Source organism: Rhodopseudomonas sp. P1 (assembly GCF_039642825.1).
GTDB lineage: Bacteria > Pseudomonadota > Alphaproteobacteria > Rhizobiales > Xanthobacteraceae > Rhodopseudomonas > Rhodopseudomonas palustris_H.
The window spans coordinates 4,811,583-4,834,806 of the sequence record NZ_CP088006.1; the positions used below are offsets into that span (position 1 = coordinate 4,811,583).

Consider the following 23,224-nt stretch of genomic DNA (forward strand, 5'->3'; position numbering starts at 1 on the left):
CCGTGCAGGAGGCTGGATTGCTTCGTCGCTTCGCTCCTCGCAATGACGACGGATACTCATCATGACCGACGTCCCCGTCCCCGCGCCCTCCACCTCCGATCCTCTACCGCAAGCCAAGCGAGATCTGCTGCCGGTGCTGCTGCCGGCGATCCTGGCGCTGCTGATGCTGCCGCTGGTCGGCTCGTTCTCCTCCTGGGTGACGCTGACGGTCGCCAGCCTGGCAATGGGCATGATGATCTTCATCATGGCGTCGGGCCTGACGTTGGTGTTCGGGCTGATGGACGTACTGAATTTCGGCCACGGCGCGTTCATCGCGGTCGGCGCCTATGTGGCGACGCTGGTGCTGCTGCCGCTAGCGGCGATGTCCGGCGCGGATTCGCTGCTGACCAATCTCGCCGTGCTGGTGCCCGCGGTGCTGGCCGCGATGGCGGTGTCCGGCGCGCTCGGCGTGGTGGTCGAGCGGGTGCTTATCCTGCCGGTGTACGGCCAGCATCTGAAGCAGATCCTGATGACCACCGGCGGGCTGATCGTCGCCGAGCAGGCGCTGTATGCGCTGTGGGGGCCGCAGATCATCCCGCTGCCGCTGCCGACGTCGCTGCGCGGCTCGTTCATCATCGGCGACATCGCCATCGCCAAATATCGGCTGCTGGTGATGCTGGTCGGCCTCGTGGTGTTCGTCGGCATCCAGCTGACGCTGAACCGCACCAAGATCGGCCTGCTGATCCGCGCCGGCGTCGAGAACCGCGAGATGGTCGAAGCGCTCGGCTATCACGTCAAGCGTCTGTTCCTCGGCGTGTTCATGGTCGGCTCGGCGCTGGCCGGGCTCGGCGGCGTGATGTGGGCGCTGTACCGCGAGCAGGTCCACGCCTCGATGGGCAACGAGCTGACCGTGCTGATCTTCATCGTGGTGATCATCGGCGGGCTCGGTTCGGTCGGCGGCTGCTTCATCGGCGCGCTCTTGGTGGCGATGGTCGCCAATTACGGCGGCTTCCTGGTGCCGAAGCTGGCGCTGGTCTCCAACATCCTGCTGATGGTCGCGATCCTGATGTGGCGGCCACGCGGGCTCTATGCGGTGACAAGTCGATGATGATCCTGTCCGGCGATCCGCCGCGCAGCCGGGTGCTGTCGCTGCTGCTGATTGCGATCGTGGTGATGCTGGCAATCACCCCGTTCGTGTTTCCCGGCGCCAAGCCGCTCAACGTCGCCGCCAAGATCTGCATCTTCGCGGCACTCGTGGCGTCCTATGACCTGCTGCTCGGCTACACCGGCACGGTGTCGTTCGCCCACACCATGTTCTACGGCATCGGCAGCTACGCTGTGGCGATCGCGCTGTACGGCATGGGGCCGAGCTGGGCGGCGGTCGGCGCCGGCATCGTGATCGGCCTGCCGCTCGCGGCCTTGCTGGCACTCGTCATCGGGCTGTTCTCGCTGCGGGTCGAGGCGATCTTCTTTGCGATGATCACGCTGGCGGTCGCCTCCGCCTTCCTGGTGCTGGCGTCACAATTGTCGTGGCTGACCGGCGGCGAGGACGGCCGCAGCTTCAGCCTGCCGGAGCTGCTGCGGCCCGGCACGGTGTTCATCAAGGACTTCTTCGGCGTGCGGATCAACGGCCGCATCCTGACCTATTACATCATCCTGATCGGCTGCGCCGGCATGATCCTGGCGCTGCTGCGGGTGGTGAACTCGCCGTTCGGCCGGGTGCTGCAGGCGGTCCGCGAGAACCGCTTCCGCGCCGAGGCGCTCGGCTATCGCACCGTGTTTCATCTCACTTACGCCAACGTGCTGGCCGCGCTGGTTGCCGCCGCCGCCGGCGTGCTCAACGCGATGTGGCTGCGCTATGCCGGGCCGGATACATCGCTGTCGTTTTCGATCATGCTGGACATCCTGCTGATGGTGGTGATCGGCGGCATGGGCACGATCTACGGCGCGATCATCGGCGCCACCATCTTCATCCTGGCGCAGAATTATCTGCAGACGCTGATGGGCGCGGCCTCGACCGCCGCCGCCGATGCCGGGCTGCCGCTGCTGCCGAACCTGCTGCATCCCGACCGCTGGCTGCTGTGGCTCGGGCTATTGTTCGTCGCCAGCGTGTACTTCTTTCCGACCGGAATTGTTGGCCGATTGCGCGGGACGCCGAAGGCTGCCGAGTAACTCGACGAAAGTCGTAGGAGCGACCCATTCGGCCGGATCGTTTCGAACGATTCCAGCCTTGGGCTTTTTAGTGCCGCCTCGCACCTCCCAGAGGTTGATAGCAGCCAGCACTCAGCGCCTGGGTGCAGGATTTCGGTATTAAACTGCCTGTTCGCGTCCTGAGATACCTCTCGACCAAGTGCTCGCGCCGGTAAAATAAGAAGCAGTTTCTGCGCTCGATCAATATCGTTTGCAGCGCACAAAGTATCCTGTTGCCGCTGAACAGGCGCCCTCCCATAGTCCGCGCCTTTGTCGACCTAGGACATTCTCCCTACTCCAGCACCATCTTCACGCTGCGGCAGGGGAGCGTCCGACCAAACAGGAAGTTGGAATGATGCTGCTCTTGGTCCTTACCGCGATCGCCTTCGTCGCCACCGCCGTGGTGGCGCGCGTGCTGGCCGCCTCCGCGCCGGAAGGCAAATTGTACTGCCAGGCGGCCGGTGCCGCTTCGATGGTGGTCGGGCCGTTTATCACGCTGGTCGCCGCCTTCGTGCTCGGCAAGGCCGGCATCGGCGGCGAAGTGCTCGACGCCACCGCGATGCTGCGGGTCGCTGCGCTGCCGGCGTTCGGCACGCTGTTCGTCGGCCCGATCGTGTTCTGGTTCTTCCGCCGCCAGCGCCGCACGGTTGCGGCCGCCTAACGGACGCGCACCAAACGCGCGATCGCGACAACAAGTTCGGCGGCGCCTCTCCGCCGCCGAACTGCGGGCCGCAGAAATCATCCTGACCCGCGTGGTTTCCAGAAATTCTCTTCCCTTAAGAACGGCATTTTCGAAACCGCACTTCAAAGTTTCATGCGGACGCATCTATTTTCGGTAGGGCCATTGTGTTTCGGGGGGCGCCCCCCAAGTTCCTGACATCCGTAACTGTCCAGGACGGCCCCATGTCGACTTCCAAGCTCTTCGAACCTTACAAGCTCGGCCCGATCACCCTCGCCAATCGCGTCGTGATGGCGCCGCTGACCCGCAACCGCGCCGTGCCCGAGGGTCTCGTCCCGAGCCCGCTGGCGGCGGAGTATTACGGCCAGCGCGCCAGCGCCGGCCTGCTGATTACCGAGGCCAGCCAGGTGTCGCAGCAGGGCCAGGGCTATCAGGACACGCCCGGCATCTACTCGCAGGCCCAGGTCGAAGGCTGGCGCAAGGTCACTGGCGAGGTGCACAAGCGCGGCGGCAAGATCTTCATCCAGCTCTGGCATGTCGGCCGCATCTCGCATGTCGACCTGCAGCCGAACCACGGCGCTCCGGTCGCGCCGTCGGCGATCCGCGCCAACACCAAGACCTTCGTCGGCGGCCAGTTCGCGGACGTCTCCGAGCCGCGCGCGCTCGAACTGTCTGAAATCCCCGGCATCATCGAAGACTTCCGGAAAGCGGCCGCCAATGCGATCGCGGCCGGCTTCGACGGTGTCGAGATCCACGGCGCCAACGGCTATCTGCTCGACCAGTTCGCCCGCGACAGCTCCAACAAGCGCACCGACGAGTACGGCGGCTCGATCCAGAACCGCGCCCGCCTGATGCTCGAAGTCGCCGCCGCGGTGGCCAAGGAGATCGGACCGGAGCGCACCGGCATCCGGATTTCGCCGGTGACGCCGGCCAACGACGTCTCGGACTCCAACCCGCAGGCGCTGTTCGACTACATCGTCGACGAGCTCAACAAGCTGAAGCTGGTCTACATCCACGTCATCGAAGGCGCGACCGGCGGCCCGCGCGACATCGCGCCGTTCGACTACGCGAGCTTGCGCAAGCGCTTCAGCGGCGCCTACATCGGCAATAACGCCTACGACCTCGCTCTCGCCAACAAGCAGCTCGACGCAGGCGCGGCCGACCTGATCGCGTTCGGCAAGCCGTTCATCTCCAACCCCGACCTGGTCGAGCGCCTGAAGCGGAATGCTCCGCTGAACGAGCCCGACAAGTCGACCTTCTACGGCGGCGGCGCCAAGGGCTACACCGACTATCCCACGCTGGAGTCGGCGCAGGCGGCGCAGTAAGCGCCCAGCCCCACGCACGGTCATTCCGGGGCACGCGCAATGCGCGTGAACCCGGAATCCCGAGATGTTCTGCACCTTCCGACGTTTCCACAATGTCGAGATTCCGGGTTCGCTCGCTCCGCGAGCGCCCCGGAATGACTCGGGGAGAAAGCTTACTAACCACCTCTCCACTCGTCATTCCGGGATGCGCCGCGCCAGCGGCGCAGGCCCGGAATCCATAAGCCCTGGACTCATTGGTGGGCACGACGGTGCGGCCAAAAGCGAAGACAGGGGGTATGGATTCCGGGCTCGCGCTGCGCGCGCCCCGGAATGACGATCGAGAGGATATTCACTGAACAGAAAAAAGGCCGGGATCGCTCCCGGCCTTTCGATTTTTGCAGAGACCTCATCCTGAGGAGCCCGGCGCAGCCGGGCGTCTCGAAGGATGATGCGGCGAGCACCTTGCGTGTCGCCTCATGGTTCGAGACGGCACTGCGCGCCTCCTCACCATGAGGCTTTGCGCGTGCTTACTTCGCTTCCGCGCGCTTCGGCGGGGTCGCCGGCCAGGACTTGATCAGGGTGTCGTAGTCGATGGTTTCACCCTTCGGCTTCTCGTTCGCCAGCTTGCGCTGCGGCGCGATGTTGCCGTCCTTTTCGGACTTGGCGTACCAGTACTCGGCGGTCTCCTTCTTGTTCAGCTTCGGACCGCATTCGCCCTGCACCTTCGACTTCTCGAGGCGTTCGAGCACCGAATCCTGCGCCGCCGCCAGCGAGTCCATCGCCTGCTGCGGAGTTTTCGCACCGGACGACGCGTCGCCGATGTTCTGCCACCACAGCTGCGCCAGCTTCGGATAGTCCGGGATGTTGTTGCCGGTGGGCGACCACTGCACGCGGGCCGGCGAGCGATAGAACTCGATCAGGCCGCCGAGCTTCGGCGCACGTTCGGTGAACGACTTGTCCCAGATGTCGCTCTCACGGATGAAGGTGAGACCGACATGGCTCTTCTTCAAGCTGACAGTCTTGGAGGTGATGAACTGCAGGTACAGCCAGGCGGCCTTGCGGCGGTCCGCCGGGGTCGACTTCAGAAGCGTGGCAGAACCCACGTCCTGATAGCCGAGCTTCATGCCTTCCTTCCAGTACGCGCCGTGCGGCGACGGAGCCATGCGCCACTTCGGCGTGCCGTCGGCATTCATCACCGGCAGACCGGGCTTGACCATGTCGGCGGTGAAGGCGGTGTACCAGAAGATCTGCTGGGCGACGTTGCCCTGCGCCGGCACCGGGCCCGACTCCGAGAACGTCATGCCCTGCGCCTGCGGCGGCGCGTACTTCTTCATCCAGTCGAGATATTTGACGATCGAATACACCGCCGCCGGGCCGTTGGTGTCACCGCCGCGCTCGATCGACGAGCCGACCGGACGGCAGCCTTCCATGCGGATGCCCCATTCGTCGACCGGCAGACCGTTCGGCAGGCCCTTGTCGCCGTTGCCGGCCATCGACAGCCAGGCGTCGGTGAAGCGCCAGCCGAGCGACGGGTCCTTCTTGCCGTAGTCCATGTGGCCATAGACTTTGACGCCGTTGATTTCCTTGATGTCGTTGGTGAAGAACTCGGCGATGTCCTCATAGGCCGACCAGTTCACCGGGACGCCGAGGTCGTAGCCGTACTTCGCCTTGAACTTGGCCTTGTAGTCCGGATTGGTGAACCAGTCGTAGCGGAACCAGTAAAGGTTGGCGAACTGCTGGTCGGGCAGCTGGTACATCTTCTTGTCGGGCGCCGTGGTGAACGACGTGCCGATGAAGTCCGCGACGTCGAGCATCGGATCGGTGACGTCCTTGCCCTCGCCGGTCATGTAGTCCGACAGCGCGATGGTCTGATTGTAACGGAAGTGCGTGCCGATCAGGTCGCTATCGTTGATCCAGCCGTCATAGACGTTCTTGCCGGACTGCATCTGGGTCTGCAGCTTCTCGACGACGTCGCCTTCCTGGATCAGGTCGTGCTTCAGCTTGATGCCGGTGATCTCGCTAAACGCCTTGGCCAGCGTCTTGGCTTCGTATTCGTGCGTGGTCAACGTCTCGGAGACGACGTTGATCTCCATGCCCTTGAACGGCTCGGCCGCCTTGGCGAACCACTGCAGTTCCTTCATCTGGTCTTCTTTGGACAGCGTCGAGGGCTGGAATTCCTCGTCGATCCACTTCTTCAGGACCGCGTCGTCCGCAGCACGCGCCGGCGACAGCGTCATCGACGTGGCGATCAGCGCCGCAGCGCTCACCATCGTCATCAGCCGCAAACGGCTGAGGTGGGGCTTTCGTCCAATCATCGTTCGTTTCCTCCGTTGAGCGACATCATTCAGGTCCAGGTTGATCCCGGATCTGTTCCTCGTTCGCCGGGATCAGACGGTGCGGAAGATCGCAACGGCTGAGACCAGCGACAGCAACGTGGCGAGCCACAGGCTCGACACTTCGACTCCTTCTCCGATCGGCAGCGTCAGCAGCGGATCGGTCCCGACCAGCGCGATCCAGACCAGATGAATCACCGCGGCCAGGATCAGCGACAGAAACAACCGGTCGCCGCGCGTCGTCGGAATCCGCAAGACACCGACGCGCTCGACCTCGGGATCAACCACCGCGAGCCAGGTCATGGTCGCGAGCGTGCCGGCCAGCGCGGCGAAGAACGCCGCGGTCGGCCAGGTCCACGCCATCCATGCGAAGGAATCCATGATCAGAGCCCTCCCCGTCGATTGTTGCAGGCGAAGAGCCCGTCCCCGTCATTGCGAGCGAAGCCGTCACGTTCGTCATTGCGAGGAGCGAAGCGACGAAGCAATCCAGCTCCGTGCACTGCGCTCTGGATTGCTTCGCTTCGCTCGCAATGACGATGGGGGTTGGGTCGCGTCATCATTCCCTCACACCCGGCCGAGCGCGAAGCCGCGCGCGATGTAGTTGCGGACGAACCAGATCACCAGGGCGCCCGGGATGATGGTGAGGACGCCGGCGGCGGCGAGCAGGCCCCAGTCCATGCCGGCGGCCGACACGGTGCGGGTCATCACCGCCGAGATCGGCTTGGCGTTGACCGAGGTCAGCGTCCGCGCCAGCAGCAGTTCGACCCAGGAGAACATGAAGCAGAAGAACGCCGCGACGCCGATGCCGCTGGCGATCAGCGGCATCAGGATCTTCACGAAGAACCGCGGGAACGAGTAGCCATCGAGGAACGCAGTTTCGTCAATCTCCTTCGGCACGCCGGAGACGAAGCCTTCGAGGATCCACACCGCCAGCGGCACGTTGAACAGGCAGTGCGCCAGCGCCACCGCCCAGGGCGTGTCGAACAGGTTCAGCGCCGAATACAGATTGAAGAACGGCAGCGCATAGACCGCGGCCGGCGCCATCCGGTTCGACAGCAGCCAGAAGAACAAATGCTTGTCGCCGAGGAAGCGATAGCGCGAGAACGCGTACGCCGCCGGCAGCGCGAACGAGATCGACAGCACGGTGTTGATGACGACGTATTGCAGCGAGTTGATGTAGCCGGAATACCAGCTCGGATCGGTGAAGATCGTTCGGTAGTTCTCCAGCGTCGGCTGGTGCGGCCACAGCGTCATGGTCGAGACGATCTCGCCATTGGTCTTGAAGCTCATGTTGACGAGCCAATAAATCGGCAGCATCAGGAACAGCAGATACAGCGCCATGACGATGCGGCGGCCGGGGATCGAATGCATCACATACTCCCTTCGGCTTGCCGCCGCTCGGCGCCGGCATTGGTCATCACGGTGTAGAACACCCAGCACACGATGATGATGATCAGGTTGTAGACGATCGACAGTGCCGCGGCCTTGCCGAGGTCGAACTGCCCGAGCGCGATCTTGACCAGCTCGATCGAGATGAATGTGGTCGAATTTCCCGGTCCGCCGCCGGTGACGACGAACGGCTCGGTGTAGATCATGAAGCTGTCCATGAACCGCAGCAGCACGGCGATCAGCAGCACCCGGTGCATCTTCGGCAATTGGATCGCCTTGAACACCGCCCAGCGCGAGGCGCCGTCGATCTGGGCCGCCTGATAATACGCGTCCGGGATCGACTTCAGGCCGGCGTAGCAGAGCAGCGCCACCAGGCTGGTCCAGTGCCAGACATCCATCACCACCACCGTGGCCCAGGCGTCGAACTCGTTGGAGACGTAGTTGTAATTGAAGCCGAGATGATTGAGCGTGTAGCCCATCAGGCCGATGTCGGGGCGGCCGAAGATCTGCCAGATGGTGCCGACCACGTTCCACGGGATCAACAGCGGCAGCGCCATGATCACCAGACAGAACGCCACCGACCAACCATGGCGCGGCATCGCCAGCGCCACCACGATGCCGAGCGGCACCTCGATCGCCAGGATGATCGCCGAGAACGCCAGATTGCGCCACAGCGAGGCGAAGAACCGGCCACCGAGATCGGTCGACGGATCGAGCAGCTCCTTGAACCAGCCGACCCCGTTCCAGAAGAACTGGTTGTTGCCGAAGGTGTCCTGCACCGAATAGTTCACCACCGTCATCAGCGGCAGGATCGCCGAGAACGCCACGATGGCGAACACCGGCAGCACCAGGAACCAGGCTTTCTGGTTGACGACCTTGTCCATCAGGCGACCTGCTCCAGTGAGCTGCCTTCGACGATTTCGCTGTCGGCATAGACGTGGATACGCGATGGTTCGAACCGCAGCGCCGCTTCATCCCCGCTCGGCGAGAAGCCATCCGGCACCCGCGCGGCGATCTTGACCTCACCCACCCGCACCGAAGCGAAGCGAATACGGCCGAGATCGTCGATGCGTTCGACGCGGCCGGTCATCAGGCCGGGGGCCTTGGCGGTGAGGTGGACGAATTCCGGCCGCACCCCGATCTCGATCTTGCCGGCGGGCAGCTTGTCGTAACTGCGCACGAGCGGCACGCGATGGCCGGCAACGAGCGCCTCGCGGCCCTTCACCTCGGCCGGCACGATGTTCATGCCGGGCGAGCCGATGAAGTAGCCGACGAAGGTGTGGGCGGGGCGCTCGAACAGTTCCTCCGGCGTGCCGCTCTGCACGACGCGGCCGTCGTGCATCACCACCACGGTGTCGGCGAAAGTCAGCGCCTCGGTCTGGTCGTGGGTGACGTAGATCATCGTCAGATCGAGCGCGCGGTGCAGCGCCTTGAGCTTGCTACGCAGCTCCCACTTCAGATGCGGATCGATCACCGTCAGCGGCTCGTCGAACAGGATCGCGGCGACGTCGCTGCGTACCAGGCCGCGGCCGAGCGAGATCTTCTGCTTGGCGTCGGCGGTGAGCCGCGTCGCCTTGCGCTTCAGGTTCGGCGTCAGATCGAGCAGGTCGGCGATCTCGGCGACGCGCCGGTCGATCTCGGCCTTCGGCACACCGCGGTTCTTCAGCGGGAACGCCAAGTTCTCCCGCACCGTCATGGTGTCGTAGATCACCGGAAACTGGAACACCTGCGCGATGTTGCGCTCGCGGGTGGAGAGCGCGGTGACGTCGCGGCCATCGAACAGGATCTTGCCGCGCGACGGCGTGACAATCCCCGAGATGATATTGAGCAGCGTGGTCTTGCCGCAGCCGGACGGGCCGAGCAGCGCGTAGGCGCCGCCCTGCCGCCAGGTCATCGATACCGGCTTCAGCGCATAGGCCTGCGGCGGCAGGTCGTCACCGACCAGATAAGAGTGAGCAAGATCGACGAGATCGATGCGCGCCATCGGGCTGTCCCCTCAGATCGGCTTCGGCGCGGCGACGAGGCGATCGGCCGCGTCGAACACGAACAGATTGGCGGGGTCGAGGATGGCGTCGAGCGTCTGGCCCGGCTCGAACTCATGGATGCCGTGCAGCACCGCGACCCAATAGTCGTCGCCGCGCTTCAGATGCACGAAACTCTCCGAGCCGGTGATCTCGGTCACCGCCACGGTCGCCTGGAACGCATGCCGCTCCGGATCGGCGCTCTTCACCTCGATCTGATGCGCACGGAAGCCGACGCGGTAGGCGCCATCGGAAAGCCCGGCAAACACCCCGGTCGCCGGCGCGGTAACGCCGCCGGAGTAATGCACGGTGCCGGCCTTCTTCTCGGCGCCGACGAGATTGAGCGGCGGATCGGAGAACACCTGCGCCACCCGCATAGTGTCGGGCTTGCGATAAACTTGCGGGGTCGGTCCGACCTGCAGCGCCTGGCCTTCCCACATGCAGATGGTGCGGCCGCCGAGCAGCAGCGCTTCGGACGGCTCGGTGGTGGCATAGACGAAGATCGCCCCGGAGGCCTCGAAGATCTTTGGCAGTTCGGTGCGCAATTCCTCGCGGAGCTTGTAGTCGAGGTTGGCGAGCGGCTCGTCGAGCAGCACCAGATCGGCGCCTTTGACCAGCGCGCGGGCGATCGCGGTGCGCTGCTGCTGGCCGCCGGAGAGCTGCAGCGGCGTGCGCTGCAGATACGGCTCGAGCTTGAGCAGCTTGGCGGCCTCGGCGACACGGCGCTCGATCTCGGCGCGCGGCTTGCGCTGCACCCGCAGCGGCGAGGCGATGTTCTCGTACACCGTCAGCGACGGGTAGTTGATGAACTGCTGATACACCATCGCCACCGAGCGGCTGCGCACATCGGCGCCGGTGACGTCCTTGCCGTCGACCAGCACGCGGCCGGTGGTCGGTTTGTCGAGGCCGGCGAGCAGCCGCATGATCGAGGTCTTGCCCGACAGCGTCGGTCCGAGCAGCACGCTCAGCGTGCCGCGTTCCAGCGTCAGCGAGACGTTGCGGATCGCCGGAACGCCGTCCAGCACCCTGGTGACATTCTCCAGGCTGACGCTCATGCCCGGCCTCCCGCTTGCTGCTGGGGCTTCTCGGCGGCGCGGCGGTCGGAGATCCACTGATCGAGCGCGGCAACTGCGGCCGGTGTCAGCCGCAAGCCGAGCTTGGATCGCCGCCAGACGATGTCGTCCGCGCTGCAGGCCCATTCGCGGCTCATCAGATAGCGGACCTCGGCCTCCGTCAATGTGGCGCCGAAGTCGCGGCCAAGATCGGCCGCCGACTTAGCCGCGCCGAGCACGTCACGCGCCCGGGTGCCGTAGGCGTGCACCAGCCGCGAGGCATGCGCCGAAGCGAGGAACGGATAGTCGCGGAGCAGATCGCCGATCAGCGCCGGGCCGCCGTCGATCGGGAAATCGCCGCCCGGCAGCGGCTGATGCGCGGTCCAGCCCTGTTTGGCCGTTCCACCCTTCAGGTACGACGACAGTTTCTCCAGCGCCTCTTCGGCGAGCCGGCGATAGGTGGTGATCTTGCCGCCGTAGATCGACAGCAGCGGCGCGCCGCCCGGGGTGTCGAGCTCGAACACGTAGTCGCGGGTCGCCGCCTTGGCTTCGCTGGCGCCGTCGTCATACAGCGGCCGCACGCCCGAGAACGTCCAAACCACGTCGGCCGGCGTCACCGGCTTGGCGAAATAGCCGCTCACCGCCTTGCACAGATAATCGATCTCTTCCGGCGTTGCTTTCACTTGCGACGGATCGCCGTGATAATCGCGATCGGTGGTGCCGATCAGGGTGAAGTCGCCCTGATACGGAATCGCGAACACGATGCGGCCATCGGCATTCTGGAAGATGTAGGCGCGGTCGTGGTCGTAAAGCTTGCGGGTGACGATGTGCGAGCCCTGCACCAGCCGCACCTTGTAGCGGGCATCGACCCCGGCGCCGGAGCCGAGCACGCCCTCGACCCACGGCCCGGCGGCATTGACCAGCGCTCGCGCCTGGATCGTGCTGCGCGCGCCGCTGCCAACATCTTCCAGCGTCACCTGCCAGATGCCGTCCTGCTGGCTGACCTGCACCGCGCGGGTGCGGGTGCGGATCTCGGCGCCGCGCTCGGCGGCATCGCGCGCGGTGAGCACCACCAGCCGCGCATCGTCGACGAAGCAATCGGAATACTCGAAGCCTTTGGTGTAGCGGCCGGGGATCAGCGGCTTGCCGACTTCGTCATGCGCCAGATCGACCGAACGGGTCGGCGGCAGCAGCTTTCGGCCGCCGAGATAATCGTACAGGAACAGCCCGAGCCGCAGCCGCCAGGCCGGGCGCAGGCCGTCGTGATGCGGCAGCACGAAACGCAGCGGCCCGATGATATGCGGCGCGATCTGCCACAGCCGCTCGCGCTCGATCAGCGCCTCGCGCACCAGGCGAAACTCGAAATATTCGAGATAGCGCAGGCCGCCATGGATCAGCTTGGTCGACCACGACGAGGTGCCGCTGGCGAGGTCGTTCATCTCGCACAGGAACACGGAATGTCCCCGGCCCGCCGCATCGCGCGCGATACCGCAGCCGTTGATCCCGCCCCCGATGATCGCGAGGTCGTACACCATCCCCACCGACGCTCCTCACCGCACCGCAGCATTTTGCTGCAATGCACTTTCGCTTCTGTCGATTTACGCTGGAAAACGAATAAAGCACAAACCAAAACGAAAGCAACTGCGATCTGCAAAGGGATCGCGTTTCCGCGCGCGAAATCGCGCCCAGATGCTGGGAGACAGGCACAACTGGGGATGTGGGAGGCGGTTTAGGCCGCGGATTCGTCGAGCTCGGGTTTCGCCGGGCAGGCTTCGATTACCTCGATACCATTCGCATCGCAGATCGCCTGCAGCGACGGCGGCAGCGCCCGGTCGGTGACGAAGGTCTGGATCTGGCTGAGATCGGCAATCCGCACCGGCGCGTTGCGCTCCAGCTTGGTCGAATCCGCCACCAGCATCACGCTGCGCGCATTGGCGATGATCGCCTGCGAGGCTTGGACTTCGCGATAGTCGAAGTCGAGCAGCGCGCCCTCTTCGTCGATCGCCGAAGCGCCGATGATCGCGTAATCGACCTTGAACTGGCCGATCAGGCTGGTCGCTGTGGAGCCGATCACGGCACCATCGGCCCGCCGCACGGTGCCGCCGGCGACAATCACCTCGATCCGCGGATGCCGGTACAGCAGCATCGCGACGTTGAGATTATTGGTGATCACCAACAGGTCCTGGTGCGCCGACAGCGCGCTGGCGACCTCTTCGGTGGTGGTCCCGATGTTGATGAACAGCGAGCAGCCGTTGGGAATCCGCGCCGCCGCAGCGGCGCCGATCGCCTTTTTCTCTTCTGCGGCGACGAAGCGGCGCGCCTCATAGGCGAGATTGGCGACGCCCGACGCGATGATCGCGCCACCGTGGATTCGCGTCAGCGAGCGCTGGTCGCACAGATCGTTGAGATCCTTGCGAATGGTCTGCGCCGACACTTCAAAGCGCCGCACCAGATCCTCGACCATCACCCGGCCCGAGGCCCGGGCGATATTGAGGATTTCAGACTGACGATGGGTCAGAGCCGTCACGCACGCACCTTGCAACATTGATGCGCCATGGTGCGGCTGTTCGCCCGTCAGGTCAACGCGCGGCGCGAGACGGCTGCGATCCGTCAGCTGCAGCTCCGATGCTGCGCACTGCCCCTCCCCGGGTCATGCCCGGGCTCGTCCCGGGCATCCACGTCTTGCTGACGGAAATGCAGAAAAGGCGTGGATGGCCGGGACAAGCCCGGCCATGACGTAAGCGAAGTCTTTTGCTGGAGTTCGGAAAGCAGATCAGGCCGGCCGCACCATCTCGAACATCGCGTCGGGGCGGATCTCGAAATAGTCGCCGCGCCGGCCGGCGCGTACGATCGGCCGCGCCGCGGCGGTCTGATAGACGCCGTCTTCGATCAGGCGCTTGTCGATGTGCACCATCACCACCTCGCCGATCGTCAGCCAGGCGTCGACCTCGACGCCGTCGGCGCCCTTGAGCCGGACGATCTCGGACAGCTTGCATTCGAACGACACCGGGCTCTCGGCGACCCGCGGCGGCTTCACCAGTTCGCTCTTCAGCTTGGTGAGATTGCCGAGCGCGAATTCGTCGACCTCGTGCGGCACGCTGGCCGAAGTCGCATTCATCGCCTGCGCCAGATCCATCGTCACCAGATTCCAGACGAATTCGCCGGTGCGCTGGATGTTGGCGACGGTGTCCTTCCAGGTGGTGGAGGAAAACCCAATTAGCGGCGGATGATAGTTGAAGGCATTGAAGAAGCTGTAGGGCGCGAGGTTGACGCGGCCCTCGGCATCGCAGGACGAAATCCAGCCGATCGGCCGCGGCGCGATGATCGCGTTGAACGGGTCGTGCTTGAGGCCGTGGCCGTTCGCCGGCTGGTAGGAATGCAGATCAGTCACGCGGGATGTCCTTGTTGTTATTGCGCGTCGGCGCGCCGGCCGGCGCCGAGCGCCGCCAGCACGAAATCGATCATATCCTCGAGGGTCGGGCGATCCTTGGCAAAGCTCTGCGCGATCATCTGCGGATGGAAGAACCGGATCATCGCGGCGCAGGTGCAGCTCGCCGCCTGCGGCACGTCGGCGACCTTGAACTCGCCGCTCGCCACGCCCTGGACGATCACCTCGCCGATGGTACCGATGATGAACTCCATATGGGCGATGCAGACGTCCCAGTTCTCCTCCATCGCAATCGCCACCATCTCGTGCAGCTTGGCATCGCCGATGTAGCGCTCGCAGTTCATCCGGTGCACGGTGGTGAGCAGATCGCGCAGCCGCTGCACCGCCGACCCCGGCGCATGGACGATGGCGACCGCCGCCTGCTCGACCTCGCCCATCAGATGCCGCGCCACGCCCTTGTGGATCGCCTTCTTCGAATCGAAGAAGCGATACACGTTGGCCGGGCTCATCTGCAGCAGCTTGGCGATGTCGGCCACCGTGGTTTTCTGGTAGCCGATCTCACGGAACAGCCGTTCGGCCACCACCAGGATGCGGTGCCGCATATCGGCTTCGGTATTCTCAGAAACAAGCGTCATCGGCCTAAGATATTCAATTATTCCGCCGCGTCGGCAAGCGGAAAGGCGTTCGGCCCAGGGGAGCCGTGTTGCGGCGCACGATGCGGCTCGGCGACCTTACCCCGTTCGTCCAGGCTGTTCCGGAACCACAGCGCGTACAGGCCCGGCAGATAGAACAGCGTCAGGAAGGTGGCGACGAACAGGCCGCCCATGATGGTGATCGCCATCGGGCCCCAGAACGCCGAGCGCGACAGCGGGATCATCGCCAGGATCGCCGCCAGCGCGGTCAGCACCACCGGCCGCGCGCGGCGCACCGTCGCCTCGACGATCGCCTCGCGCCGGGTCGAGCCGTGCGCGACGTCGCTCTCGATCTGGTCGACCAGGATCACCGCGTTACGCATGATCATGCCGGCAAGCGCGATCAGGCCGAGCAGCGCCACGAAGCCGAACGGCGCCGAGGCGACGTTGAGGCCGAGCGAGGCGCCGATGATGCCGAGCGGCGCGGTGAGGAACACCAGCAGCAGCCGCGGGAAGCTCTGCAGCTGGATCATCAGCAGCGCCAGCATCGCGATCACCATCACCGGAAACAGGATGAAGATCGAGGCATTGCCCTTGGTCGACTCTTCGATCGCGCCGCCGGTTTCGATCCGGTAGGCCGGCTGCAGATTGGCGCGGATGCTCTCGAGCTGCGGCCAGATCGCGTTGGTGACGTCCGGCGCCTGCACGCCGTCGACGACGTCGCCACGCACGGTGATCGCCATGTCGCGATTGCGGCGCCACAGGATCGGCTCCTCGTGCGAATACTCGACCTTGGCGACCTGCGACAGCGGCACCGCCATGCCGTTGCGCGCCATGATGGTGAGTTCGCCGATCCGGGCGAGATCGAGCCGCTCGTTTGGCACCGCGCGCGCGATCACGCCGATCTTCTCGACGCCGTCACGCACCGTGGTGACTTGCGCGCCGGAGATCAGCATCGCCAGCGCCTGCGAGACGTCCTGCGGCGTCAGGCCGAGCGCGCGGGCACGCGACTGATCGACGACGAGCTTGAGATACGGCGACTGCTCGTTCCAATCGAGGTGCGGATCGATGACGCTCGCGTTCTTCTTCACTACGTCGCGGACCTGATAGGCGATCTCGCGCACCTTGGCGGTGTCCGGGCCGATCACCCGGAACTGCACCGGGAAGCCGACCGGCGGGCCGAAGTTGAAGCGGTCGACACGCACCCGCGCCGCCGAGAGCCGGCCGCTATGCGCCGCCTGCTCGATCCGCGTCTTGATCCGCTCGCGCGCAGCGACGTCCTTGGCGACGATCACGATCTCGGCGAAGGATTCGGTCGGAAGCTGCGGATTGAGGCCGAGCCAGAACCGTGGCGAGCCCTTACCGACATAGGCCGTGTAGGTTGCGATATCGCCGTCGTCCTTCAGCAGCGTCTCGGCTTCCTTCACCGACTTCGTGGTGACGTCGAAGGCGGTGCCTTCGGGCAAGCGGAGCTGCAGAAACAGTTCGGGCCGTTCCGACAGCGGGAAGAATTGCTGCTGCACATGGCCGAAGCCGACCACCGCGGCAATGAAGATGCCGACCGTGGCCATTACCACCGTGCCGCGCCAGCGCACGCACCAGGTCACCGCGGCGCGCAGCGCCCGATAGATCCGGGTGTGATACACCTCGTCCGGATTGTGGCCCTTCTTGCCGGCGAAGTCCGGCAGCAGCTTGACGCCGATATAGGGCGTGAAGATCACCGCGACGAACCATGAGGCGATCAGCGCGATCGCCACGATCCAGAAGATGCCGCCGGCATACTCCCCGACCGCAGAATTGGCGAAGCCGATCGGCAGGAAGCCGGCGGCGGTGACCAGCGTGCCGGTCAGCATCGGAAACGCCGTCGACTCCCAGGCGAACGACGCCGCCTTGGCGCGATCCCAGCCCTGCTCCATCTTCACCACCATCATCTCCACCGCGATGATGGCGTCGTCGACGAGCAGGCCGAGCGCGATGATCAGCGCGCCGAGCGTGATCCGGTGCAGATCGAGCGACATCACGTTCATGACGATGAACACGATCGCCAGCACCAGCGGCACCGACAGCGCCACCACGATGCCGGTGCGCCAGCCGAGCGCCAGGAACGACACAAACAGCACGATCACCAGCGCCTCGACGAACGAGCGCATGAACTCGCCGACCGCGTGCTTCACCACTTCGGGCTGATCGGCGATCTGCTCGATGTCGATGCCCTGCGGCACGTCGGCCATGAACGCCGCGGTCGCCGCACTGACCTGCTCGCCGAGCTGCAGGATGTTGGCGCCCTTGGCGGTGACGATCCCGATGCCGATCGCCGGTTTGCCCTTCTGCCGCACCTGGTAATCGGTCGGATCGACATAGCCGTGGCGGATCTCAGCGACGTCGCCGAGCCGAAACACCCGGCCGCCGCTTTCGACCGGCGTCTCCGCCACCGCCTGCGCACCATCGAGCGCGCCGGTGACGCGCAGCGGCACGCGCTGCGACGAAGTCTCGACCGTGCCGGCCGGCACCACCGCGTTCTGCTTGGCGAGCGAGTCGAAGATCGCCTGCGGCGTCAGGCCGAGCGTCGCCAGCTTGGCGTGCGAGAACTCGACATAGATCTTCTCGTCCTGGGTTCCGTAGATGTTGACCTTGGAGACGTTGGCGATTTTGAGCAGCCGCTGCCGCAATCCTTCGGCGGCCTTCTTGAGCTGCGCGTAGGTCGCGCCATCGCCGGTCATCATGTAGAGGATCGAGTCGACGTCGCCGTATTCGTCGTTGATCGACGGGCCGATCAGACTGCTCGGCAATTGCGGCGCGACGTCCCACAGCTTCTTGCGCAGCAGATAGAGCAGGTGCGGCACTTCGGACGGCGGCGTCGAGTCGCGGAACGTCACCTGCATCGCGGTGAACGACGCCTTCGAATAGGTCTGCACCTTTTCGAAGTAAGGCAACTCCTGCAGCTTCTTCTCGATCGGGTCGGCGACCTGTTCCTGCATCTCCTTGGCGGTGGCGCCCGGCCAGATCGCCGACACCACCGCGACCTTGACGGTGAATGACGGATCTTCGGCGCGGCCGAGCCGCTGATACGAATAGATGCCGGTGAAGCCGAGCGCGCAGATCAGAAACAGGATCAGCGCCGGATGTCGGACCGCCCAGGCCGACAAATTGAAACGCATCGTCGCACTCCCCAGCGCAGATCAGAACGTCAGAGCCGACACCACCCGCACTTTTTCCGCCGGATCGAGTTTCTGCACGCCGAGCGTGACGATCTGATCGCCTTCGTCGACGCCCTCGGCGATCACCACGTCTTCGGTCCCGTATGCCTTCACCGCGACCCGCTTCAGCTTCACCTCACCGCCGCCGTCGACGACGTAGAGCGACGGCTGGCCGCCCTGATTGAACAGCGCCGACAGCGGCACCCGGGCGACACGGACCTTATCGGGATCGGTCAGCGTCAACGTCGCGGTCATCCCGAGCACGACGCGGTCGTCGGCGTCCGGCAGCGAGAACTTGGCCAGGAACGTGCGGGTCGCGGGATCGGCGAGCGGCGCCACCTCGCGCAGCTTGGCGACGTAGTGACGGCCGGGCTCGGACCACAGCGTAACGTCGGCCAGCCCCTTGGTGGCGCGGGTGATCAGCGTCTCGGGGATTGCCACCACCGCTTCCTTCTCGCCGATCCGGGCGAGCCGGAACGCGGCCTGACCGGCCGCGACCACCTGCCCAGGTTCGACCAGCGCGGATGCCACGACGCCGTGACTGTCGGCTTCGAGCGTTGCGTAGGACAGCGAGTTGCGGGTCAGCTCGACCGAGCGCTCGGCGCGGGCAAAGCGGGCGCGAGCCTCGTCCGCGGAGGCGCGGGCCTGATCCATCTGGGCTTCGGTCGCCCAGCCCTTGGCGCGCAGCTCCCTGGCGCGGTTTTCAGAGGCGATCGCCTGCGCCAGCACGCCCTTGGCGGCGCTGTGTTCGGCCTCGGCCTGCTCGGCCTGTAGCTTCAGATCGGTCTGATCGAGCAGCGCCAGCTTCTGGCCGACTTCCACGGTGTCGCCGACCTCGACGAGACGCTTGGCCACTTTGCCGGTGACCCGGAAGCCGACGTCGGTTTCGGTGCGAGGCTTGATCGTGCCGACGAAGCTGCGCTCGGGTGCCTGCGGCGCATAATGCACCGCGGTGACCAGAACCGGGCGCTTGGAGAGCTCCTGTTTGGCATCCTTGCCATCGCAGCCCGCCAGACCGAGCACCGCTATCGCCAGCAGGGTACCTGCCAGCAGCCTGAAAAACCCGTCGAAAACAGAAATCGCACGCATCGGCAGCCTCCCCTTGCGGTGGTGGGAACTGTCGATTGACTTCTGACGATTGTCAATAATCGTCAGAGATCATGAATCCGTGATGGAGGCTGATCCTGTCTCCGGGCTCACGGCCCCCCTACACGCCCTCATACGCTCGCCGCAGGGCGCTGACGTCGAACTTCACCATCTGCATCATCGCCTGCATGGCGCGCTTGGCGCCTTCGCGGTTCGGGCCCGCGAACAGCTTCAACGCATCGGCCGGGACGATCTGCCAGGACAGGCCGTAGCGGTCGCGCAGCCAGCCGCACGCCACCGGCTCGCCGCCATCCGCCAGCAACGCATCCCACAGCCGATCGACTTCGGCCTGATCGACGCAATCGATCTTGAACGACACCGCGTGATTGAACGGCAGCGAGGTGCCGCCGTTGAGCGCCATGAACGGCTGCCCGGCGACCGTGAACTCGACCACCAGCACCGAGCCTTCGGGCCCGCCCGGGGTGTCGACGACGCTGCGCTGGACGTTGTCGATCCGTGAGTCCGGCAGCAACGACACATAGAACTGCACCGCCTGTTCAGCTTCGCCGGCAAACCACAGACAAGGAACGATCTTCGACATTCGCGCATCCTCCCGCACAACGTATTGGCATTGTGCCGAGGACGATCGAACCCGCTGCCGGCCGACAGCCGACGCGAATTTTCAAAAGCAGTGACGATCGAACGTCAGCTCGCCAGCTTCAGGCTGCCTTCGCATTGCCGGCGCAGTTCGATCAGCGCCTTGTTGAGCTGACCGGTGAGCAGATCGAGCCCTTCCGGCGAGATCGTCTTCGCATCGCGCTCGATCGAACGCGCGATCTCGGCGATCGGGTGGAAGCCGAGCGTGCGGGCCCCACCCTTGAGCGAATGCGCTTCGACCTCGATTGTGTGGCGGTCCATCTGTTCGGCGAAGCGCCGGAACAGCGCGATCCGCCGCTCGGTTTCGGCAAAGAACAGCGCCACCATCTCGCTCACCTGATCCTGGCCGATCTCGGCGGTGAGTTCGGCGAGCGTGTCCATATCGACCTGCATCGGCGGCGACGGCATCGTCACCGGCGTCGATGCGCCGCGCAGCGCCCGCAGCACGGCCGCGACCAGCGCCGGCTTGCGCAGCGGCTTGGACAGGAAGTCGTTCATGCCGGCGTCGCGGCAGACTTTGACGTCGTCCGGGAAGGCGTTCGCGGTGAGCGCGATGATCGGCAGCTTGGCGAGCACGCCGCCCTTGCCGCGGATCGCGCGGGTGGCGGCAAGGCCATCCATGTTGGGCATCCGCACGTCCATCAGCACGACGTCGAACTCGCCTTCGCCTGCCGCCGTCACCGCGTCGGTGCCGTCGGACACCACGGTGATTTCGGCGGCGAATTCCTGCAGCATCTTCATCACCACCATCTGGTTGGTGGCGTCGTCTTCGGCGATCAGGGCGCGCAGCGGGCGGCCCAGCATCGCGATCCGGGTGCGGAGATCGTCACTACCGAGCCGGTCGAGCCGGTGATCGGCAATCCAGGCATTGCTCCACGGCAGATCCAGGCTGAAGCGGAAGGTCGAGCCCTCACCTTCGCGCGAAGTGACGGCGATATCGCCGCCCATCTGTTCGACGATCCGCCGGCTGATCGCCAGCCCGAGGCCGGTGCCGCCGAACCGGCGATTAATCGAGACGTCGGCCTGCGCGAAGTCGGTGAACAGGCTGCCGACGCGATCCGGCGAAATGCCGATGCCGGTATCGGTTACCTGCCACTCGACGGTGGCGTGGCTGTCGTTGCGCTTCACGCACGTCAGCACGATCGCGATCGAGCCTTGCTCGGTGAACTTCACCGCGTTCGCCGCGAGGTTGAGCAGCACCTGACGAATGCGCGCGGCGTCGCCGTTCAGCGATGGCGGCAGCCGCGGATCGATATCGACCTTCAGCTCGATGCCCTTGCCGCGGACTTCGGGCTCGATGATCGCGCGGACCGACTCGACCAGGGTGGCCGGCGAGAAGTCGGCCTGCTCGAACTCCAGCCGGCCGGCTTCGAGCTTCGACAGATCGAGGATGTCGTTGAGGATGCGCAGCAGGTCGTCGCCGGAATCGCGGATCGTGGTGACGGCCTGTTGCTGCTCGGGATCGAGCTTGGTTTCCAGCAGCGAATTGGCGAGACCGAGCACACCGTTCATCGGCGTCCGGATCTCGTGGCTCATCATTGCCAGGAAGCTGGACTTGGCGCGGTTCTCGGCTTCGGCCTGCTCGGCACGCCAGCGCTCGGTGACGTCACGGCCGACGCCGCGATAGCCGGCGAACTCGCCGGCCGCATCGAGCATCGGCTTGGCGGTGAGCGACCACAGCCGCGGCGTGCCGCCGATCACCACGTGCACCACAAGATCGTTCATCGGCTCCCGCTGCGCCATCTTCGCAGCGACGCCCATCGCGCAGCGGCCGTCCTCGGGGCACAACATGCCGATTACATCCGCCAGCGGCGCCCCGATCAGCAGCGACGGCGGCAGCTTGGCGACTTCGACGAAGCGCTCCGGCACGTGCACGAGCCGGCCATGGGCATCGGTCTGCCACAGCCAGTCGCTGGCATTGGCCTGAAAGTCCTTCAAGAGCAGCGAGATGATTTCGGTCTGCCGTTCGAGTTCGAACTTCGCCCGCAAATTGTCGAAGAACATCTCGCCGTGCGAGATCAAGTTGCGCGACATGAACACCGCATACAGCACCAGGAAGGCCGCGGTGATGCGGTAAGCCATACCATCGCTCATCGCCAGCGACAGCGCCGATCCTGCTGCGAGCGCCCAAGTATAAGCGAGGCCTGCGCGTGGCACCGTCGATAGCGTAAACGCGCCGCCGGAGATCATGCCGGCAGCCACGCAGGCAACGATCAGCTGATCGCCTGGATCGGCCGTCACGAACACCATCACGGGCATCGCGCCCCAGATCAGTCCGAGCAGCAACGCGTGCAGAGTCATACGGCGGATCGCACGCGCGGAGGCTTCAAGCCGCGGCTCGAACCGCATGCGCAGCCATGACTGCACCGCCGCCCCCGCCGCGAACACGACCATCGCCATCCACGCCAGCAATTGCGGGCGGGCGTCATTGTCCCAGAAGGTGAACAGGATCAGTGCAGCGTTGGCGACGTTGATACTCATCGTCACCGGCGTCAGCCGGGTGACGCTATTGATCTGCGCGGCGCGGATCCGCCGCATTTCTTGCTCGTCGATATCGGGTTGCGAGACCAGCGTACCGGCACCGCGGCCGCCGAGCCAGAAGTCGAGCAGGGTCGACCAATCGGTTCGGGACATCCAGGCCGTTGTCATCGATTGCCACAGGCCGGACATCTCGAAACGCTCTCTCGGCCGTCCTCAGATCAAGTTCGTCGCCGTGTCATGCGCGGCCCCGCATGCACAGTTTAGCCGCCCGAGAGGATCAAGTCTTCCTTTCGTACGACAGCGCCGGAGACAGCCATTCCATGGTCGCCCGCCGGTCAGGTGATAGGCGATCGACCATGCGGCGGGTGGGCTTCACGACCGTTAACTCGACCACCGAACCTCGGCCGCAACGGCCGCCTCGGTTAATAATCCGCCAAGCGGACTAACGACTGGTAATTTAGTAGCTATCAATTACGTCAACAGCTTGCAGTCATTCGACACTGCAACCGATCGCCCCCGGGAACATCCGAGGGACCTATCTGTTGTCCCCGCGAAGCTCACACAGCAAAGGAGACATTTTGATGGGTAGCACGATGGACAAGATCAAGGGTCAGGCCAACGAGCTCGCCGGCAAGGCCAAGCAGGGCATCGGCGAAGCCACCGGTTCGGACAAGCTGCAAGGCGAAGGCGTGATCCAGGAAGCCAAGGGCCATGGCCAGCAGGCGCTCGGCAACGCCAAGGACGCGGTCAAGAATGCGGCCGACAAGGTCGCCGGCACCGCGCACAAAAATCTGTGATGTCTGCGCGTTGACCGCCGCTAGGGCGGCGATCAGCAG

General features: G+C 65.0%; 19 protein-coding genes. 5 read left to right on the forward strand and 14 right to left on the reverse strand.

Going from position 1 to position 23,224, the window contains the following annotated elements; all coding sequences use genetic code 11:
• The first annotated feature begins 61 nt into the window (after positions 1-61).
• The 4 genes from LRC39_RS22255 to LRC39_RS22270 all read left to right on the forward strand — a co-directional run bounded on the left by LRC39_RS22255 (position 62) and on the right by LRC39_RS22270 (position 4,173).
• Positions 62-1,087 carry a branched-chain amino acid ABC transporter permease gene (locus LRC39_RS22255; RefSeq protein ID WP_164639585.1) on the forward strand — a complete coding sequence of 342 codons (1,026 nt, stop codon included), beginning with the start codon at positions 62-64 and terminating at the stop codon, positions 1,085-1,087.
• Positions 1,084-2,151, forward strand: coding sequence for a branched-chain amino acid ABC transporter permease (locus tag LRC39_RS22260; protein WP_346295660.1), 1,068 nt, complete (start codon positions 1,084-1,086; stop codon positions 2,149-2,151). Before LRC39_RS22255 ends, LRC39_RS22260 begins: the two co-directional genes overlap by 4 nt.
• Before the next feature lie 370 nt (positions 2,152-2,521).
• On the forward strand, positions 2,522-2,830 hold the full coding sequence (gene pufW, locus LRC39_RS22265; RefSeq protein WP_012497598.1) for a reaction-center light-harvesting complex 1 protein PufW: 309 nt from the start codon (positions 2,522-2,524) through the stop codon (positions 2,828-2,830).
• Between the two features lie 242 nt (positions 2,831-3,072).
• Complete coding sequence (locus LRC39_RS22270) at positions 3,073-4,173, forward strand: alkene reductase (protein WP_346295661.1); 1,101 nt, start codon at positions 3,073-3,075, stop codon at positions 4,171-4,173.
• Positions 4,174-4,679: 506 nt separating this feature from the next.
• Here LRC39_RS22270 and LRC39_RS22275 read toward each other — a convergent pair.
• The 14 genes from LRC39_RS22275 to LRC39_RS22340 form a co-directional block, all read right to left on the reverse strand.
• Complete coding sequence (locus LRC39_RS22275; RefSeq protein ID WP_107356929.1) at positions 4,680-6,467, reverse strand: ABC transporter substrate-binding protein; 1,788 nt, start codon at positions 6,465-6,467, stop codon at positions 4,680-4,682.
• Between the two features lie 72 nt (positions 6,468-6,539).
• Positions 6,540-6,866, reverse strand: coding sequence for a DUF2160 domain-containing protein (locus LRC39_RS22280; RefSeq protein ID WP_107345975.1), 327 nt, complete (start codon positions 6,864-6,866; stop codon positions 6,540-6,542).
• A 183-nt stretch (positions 6,867-7,049) separates the two neighbouring features.
• Entirely contained in the window at positions 7,050-7,856 is an 807-nt protein-coding gene (locus tag LRC39_RS22285; RefSeq protein ID WP_011159940.1) for a carbohydrate ABC transporter permease, read from the reverse strand.
• The gene (locus LRC39_RS22290; RefSeq protein WP_346295662.1) at positions 7,856-8,758 is read right to left on the reverse strand and encodes a carbohydrate ABC transporter permease; all 903 of its coding nucleotides are present in this window, start codon (positions 8,756-8,758) and stop codon (positions 7,856-7,858) included. Before LRC39_RS22290 ends, LRC39_RS22285 begins: the two co-directional genes overlap by 1 nt.
• The gene (locus tag LRC39_RS22295; protein ID WP_346295663.1) at positions 8,758-9,858 is read right to left on the reverse strand and encodes an ABC transporter ATP-binding protein; all 1,101 of its coding nucleotides are present in this window, start codon (positions 9,856-9,858) and stop codon (positions 8,758-8,760) included. Before LRC39_RS22295 ends, LRC39_RS22290 begins: the two co-directional genes overlap by 1 nt.
• Before the next feature lie 12 nt (positions 9,859-9,870).
• On the reverse strand, positions 9,871-10,950 hold the full coding sequence (locus LRC39_RS22300; protein ID WP_107345978.1) for an ABC transporter ATP-binding protein: 1,080 nt from the start codon (positions 10,948-10,950) through the stop codon (positions 9,871-9,873).
• Positions 10,947-12,488, reverse strand: a complete 1,542-nt coding sequence (gene glpD / locus LRC39_RS22305) for a glycerol-3-phosphate dehydrogenase (RefSeq protein WP_346295664.1) — start codon at positions 12,486-12,488, stop codon at positions 10,947-10,949. The genes LRC39_RS22300 and glpD overlap by 4 nt, the downstream gene beginning before the upstream one ends.
• A 188-nt stretch (positions 12,489-12,676) precedes the next feature.
• Positions 12,677-13,474, reverse strand: coding sequence for a DeoR/GlpR family DNA-binding transcription regulator (locus LRC39_RS22310; protein ID WP_346295665.1), 798 nt, complete (start codon positions 13,472-13,474; stop codon positions 12,677-12,679).
• Positions 13,475-13,720: 246 nt separating this feature from the next.
• A complete protein-coding gene (locus tag LRC39_RS22315; RefSeq protein ID WP_346295666.1) occupies positions 13,721-14,338 on the reverse strand; it encodes a flavin reductase family protein in 618 nt (205 codons plus the stop codon).
• A gap of 17 nt (positions 14,339-14,355) precedes the next feature.
• The gene (locus LRC39_RS22320; protein WP_107356937.1) at positions 14,356-14,970 is read right to left on the reverse strand and encodes a TetR/AcrR family transcriptional regulator; all 615 of its coding nucleotides are present in this window, start codon (positions 14,968-14,970) and stop codon (positions 14,356-14,358) included.
• A 17-nt stretch (positions 14,971-14,987) separates the two neighbouring features.
• Positions 14,988-18,125, reverse strand: coding sequence for an efflux RND transporter permease subunit (locus LRC39_RS22325; RefSeq protein ID WP_346295667.1), 3,138 nt, complete (start codon positions 18,123-18,125; stop codon positions 14,988-14,990).
• Between the two features lie 21 nt (positions 18,126-18,146).
• Positions 18,147-19,253: an efflux RND transporter periplasmic adaptor subunit gene (locus LRC39_RS22330; RefSeq protein ID WP_346295668.1), complete on the reverse strand. Its 1,107-nt coding sequence runs from the start codon at positions 19,251-19,253 to the stop codon at positions 18,147-18,149.
• A gap of 118 nt (positions 19,254-19,371) precedes the next feature.
• Positions 19,372-19,851, reverse strand: a complete 480-nt coding sequence (locus LRC39_RS22335) for a VOC family protein (RefSeq protein WP_346295669.1) — start codon at positions 19,849-19,851, stop codon at positions 19,372-19,374.
• 104 nt (positions 19,852-19,955) lie between these two features.
• Complete coding sequence (locus tag LRC39_RS22340) at positions 19,956-22,577, reverse strand: hybrid sensor histidine kinase/response regulator (protein ID WP_346295670.1); 2,622 nt, start codon at positions 22,575-22,577, stop codon at positions 19,956-19,958.
• Between the two features lie 392 nt (positions 22,578-22,969).
• Between LRC39_RS22340 and LRC39_RS22345 the strand changes: the two genes are divergently transcribed.
• The gene (locus LRC39_RS22345; protein ID WP_264074666.1) at positions 22,970-23,185 is read left to right on the forward strand and encodes a CsbD family protein; all 216 of its coding nucleotides are present in this window, start codon (positions 22,970-22,972) and stop codon (positions 23,183-23,185) included.
• The last annotated feature ends 39 nt before the right edge of the window (positions 23,186-23,224 follow it).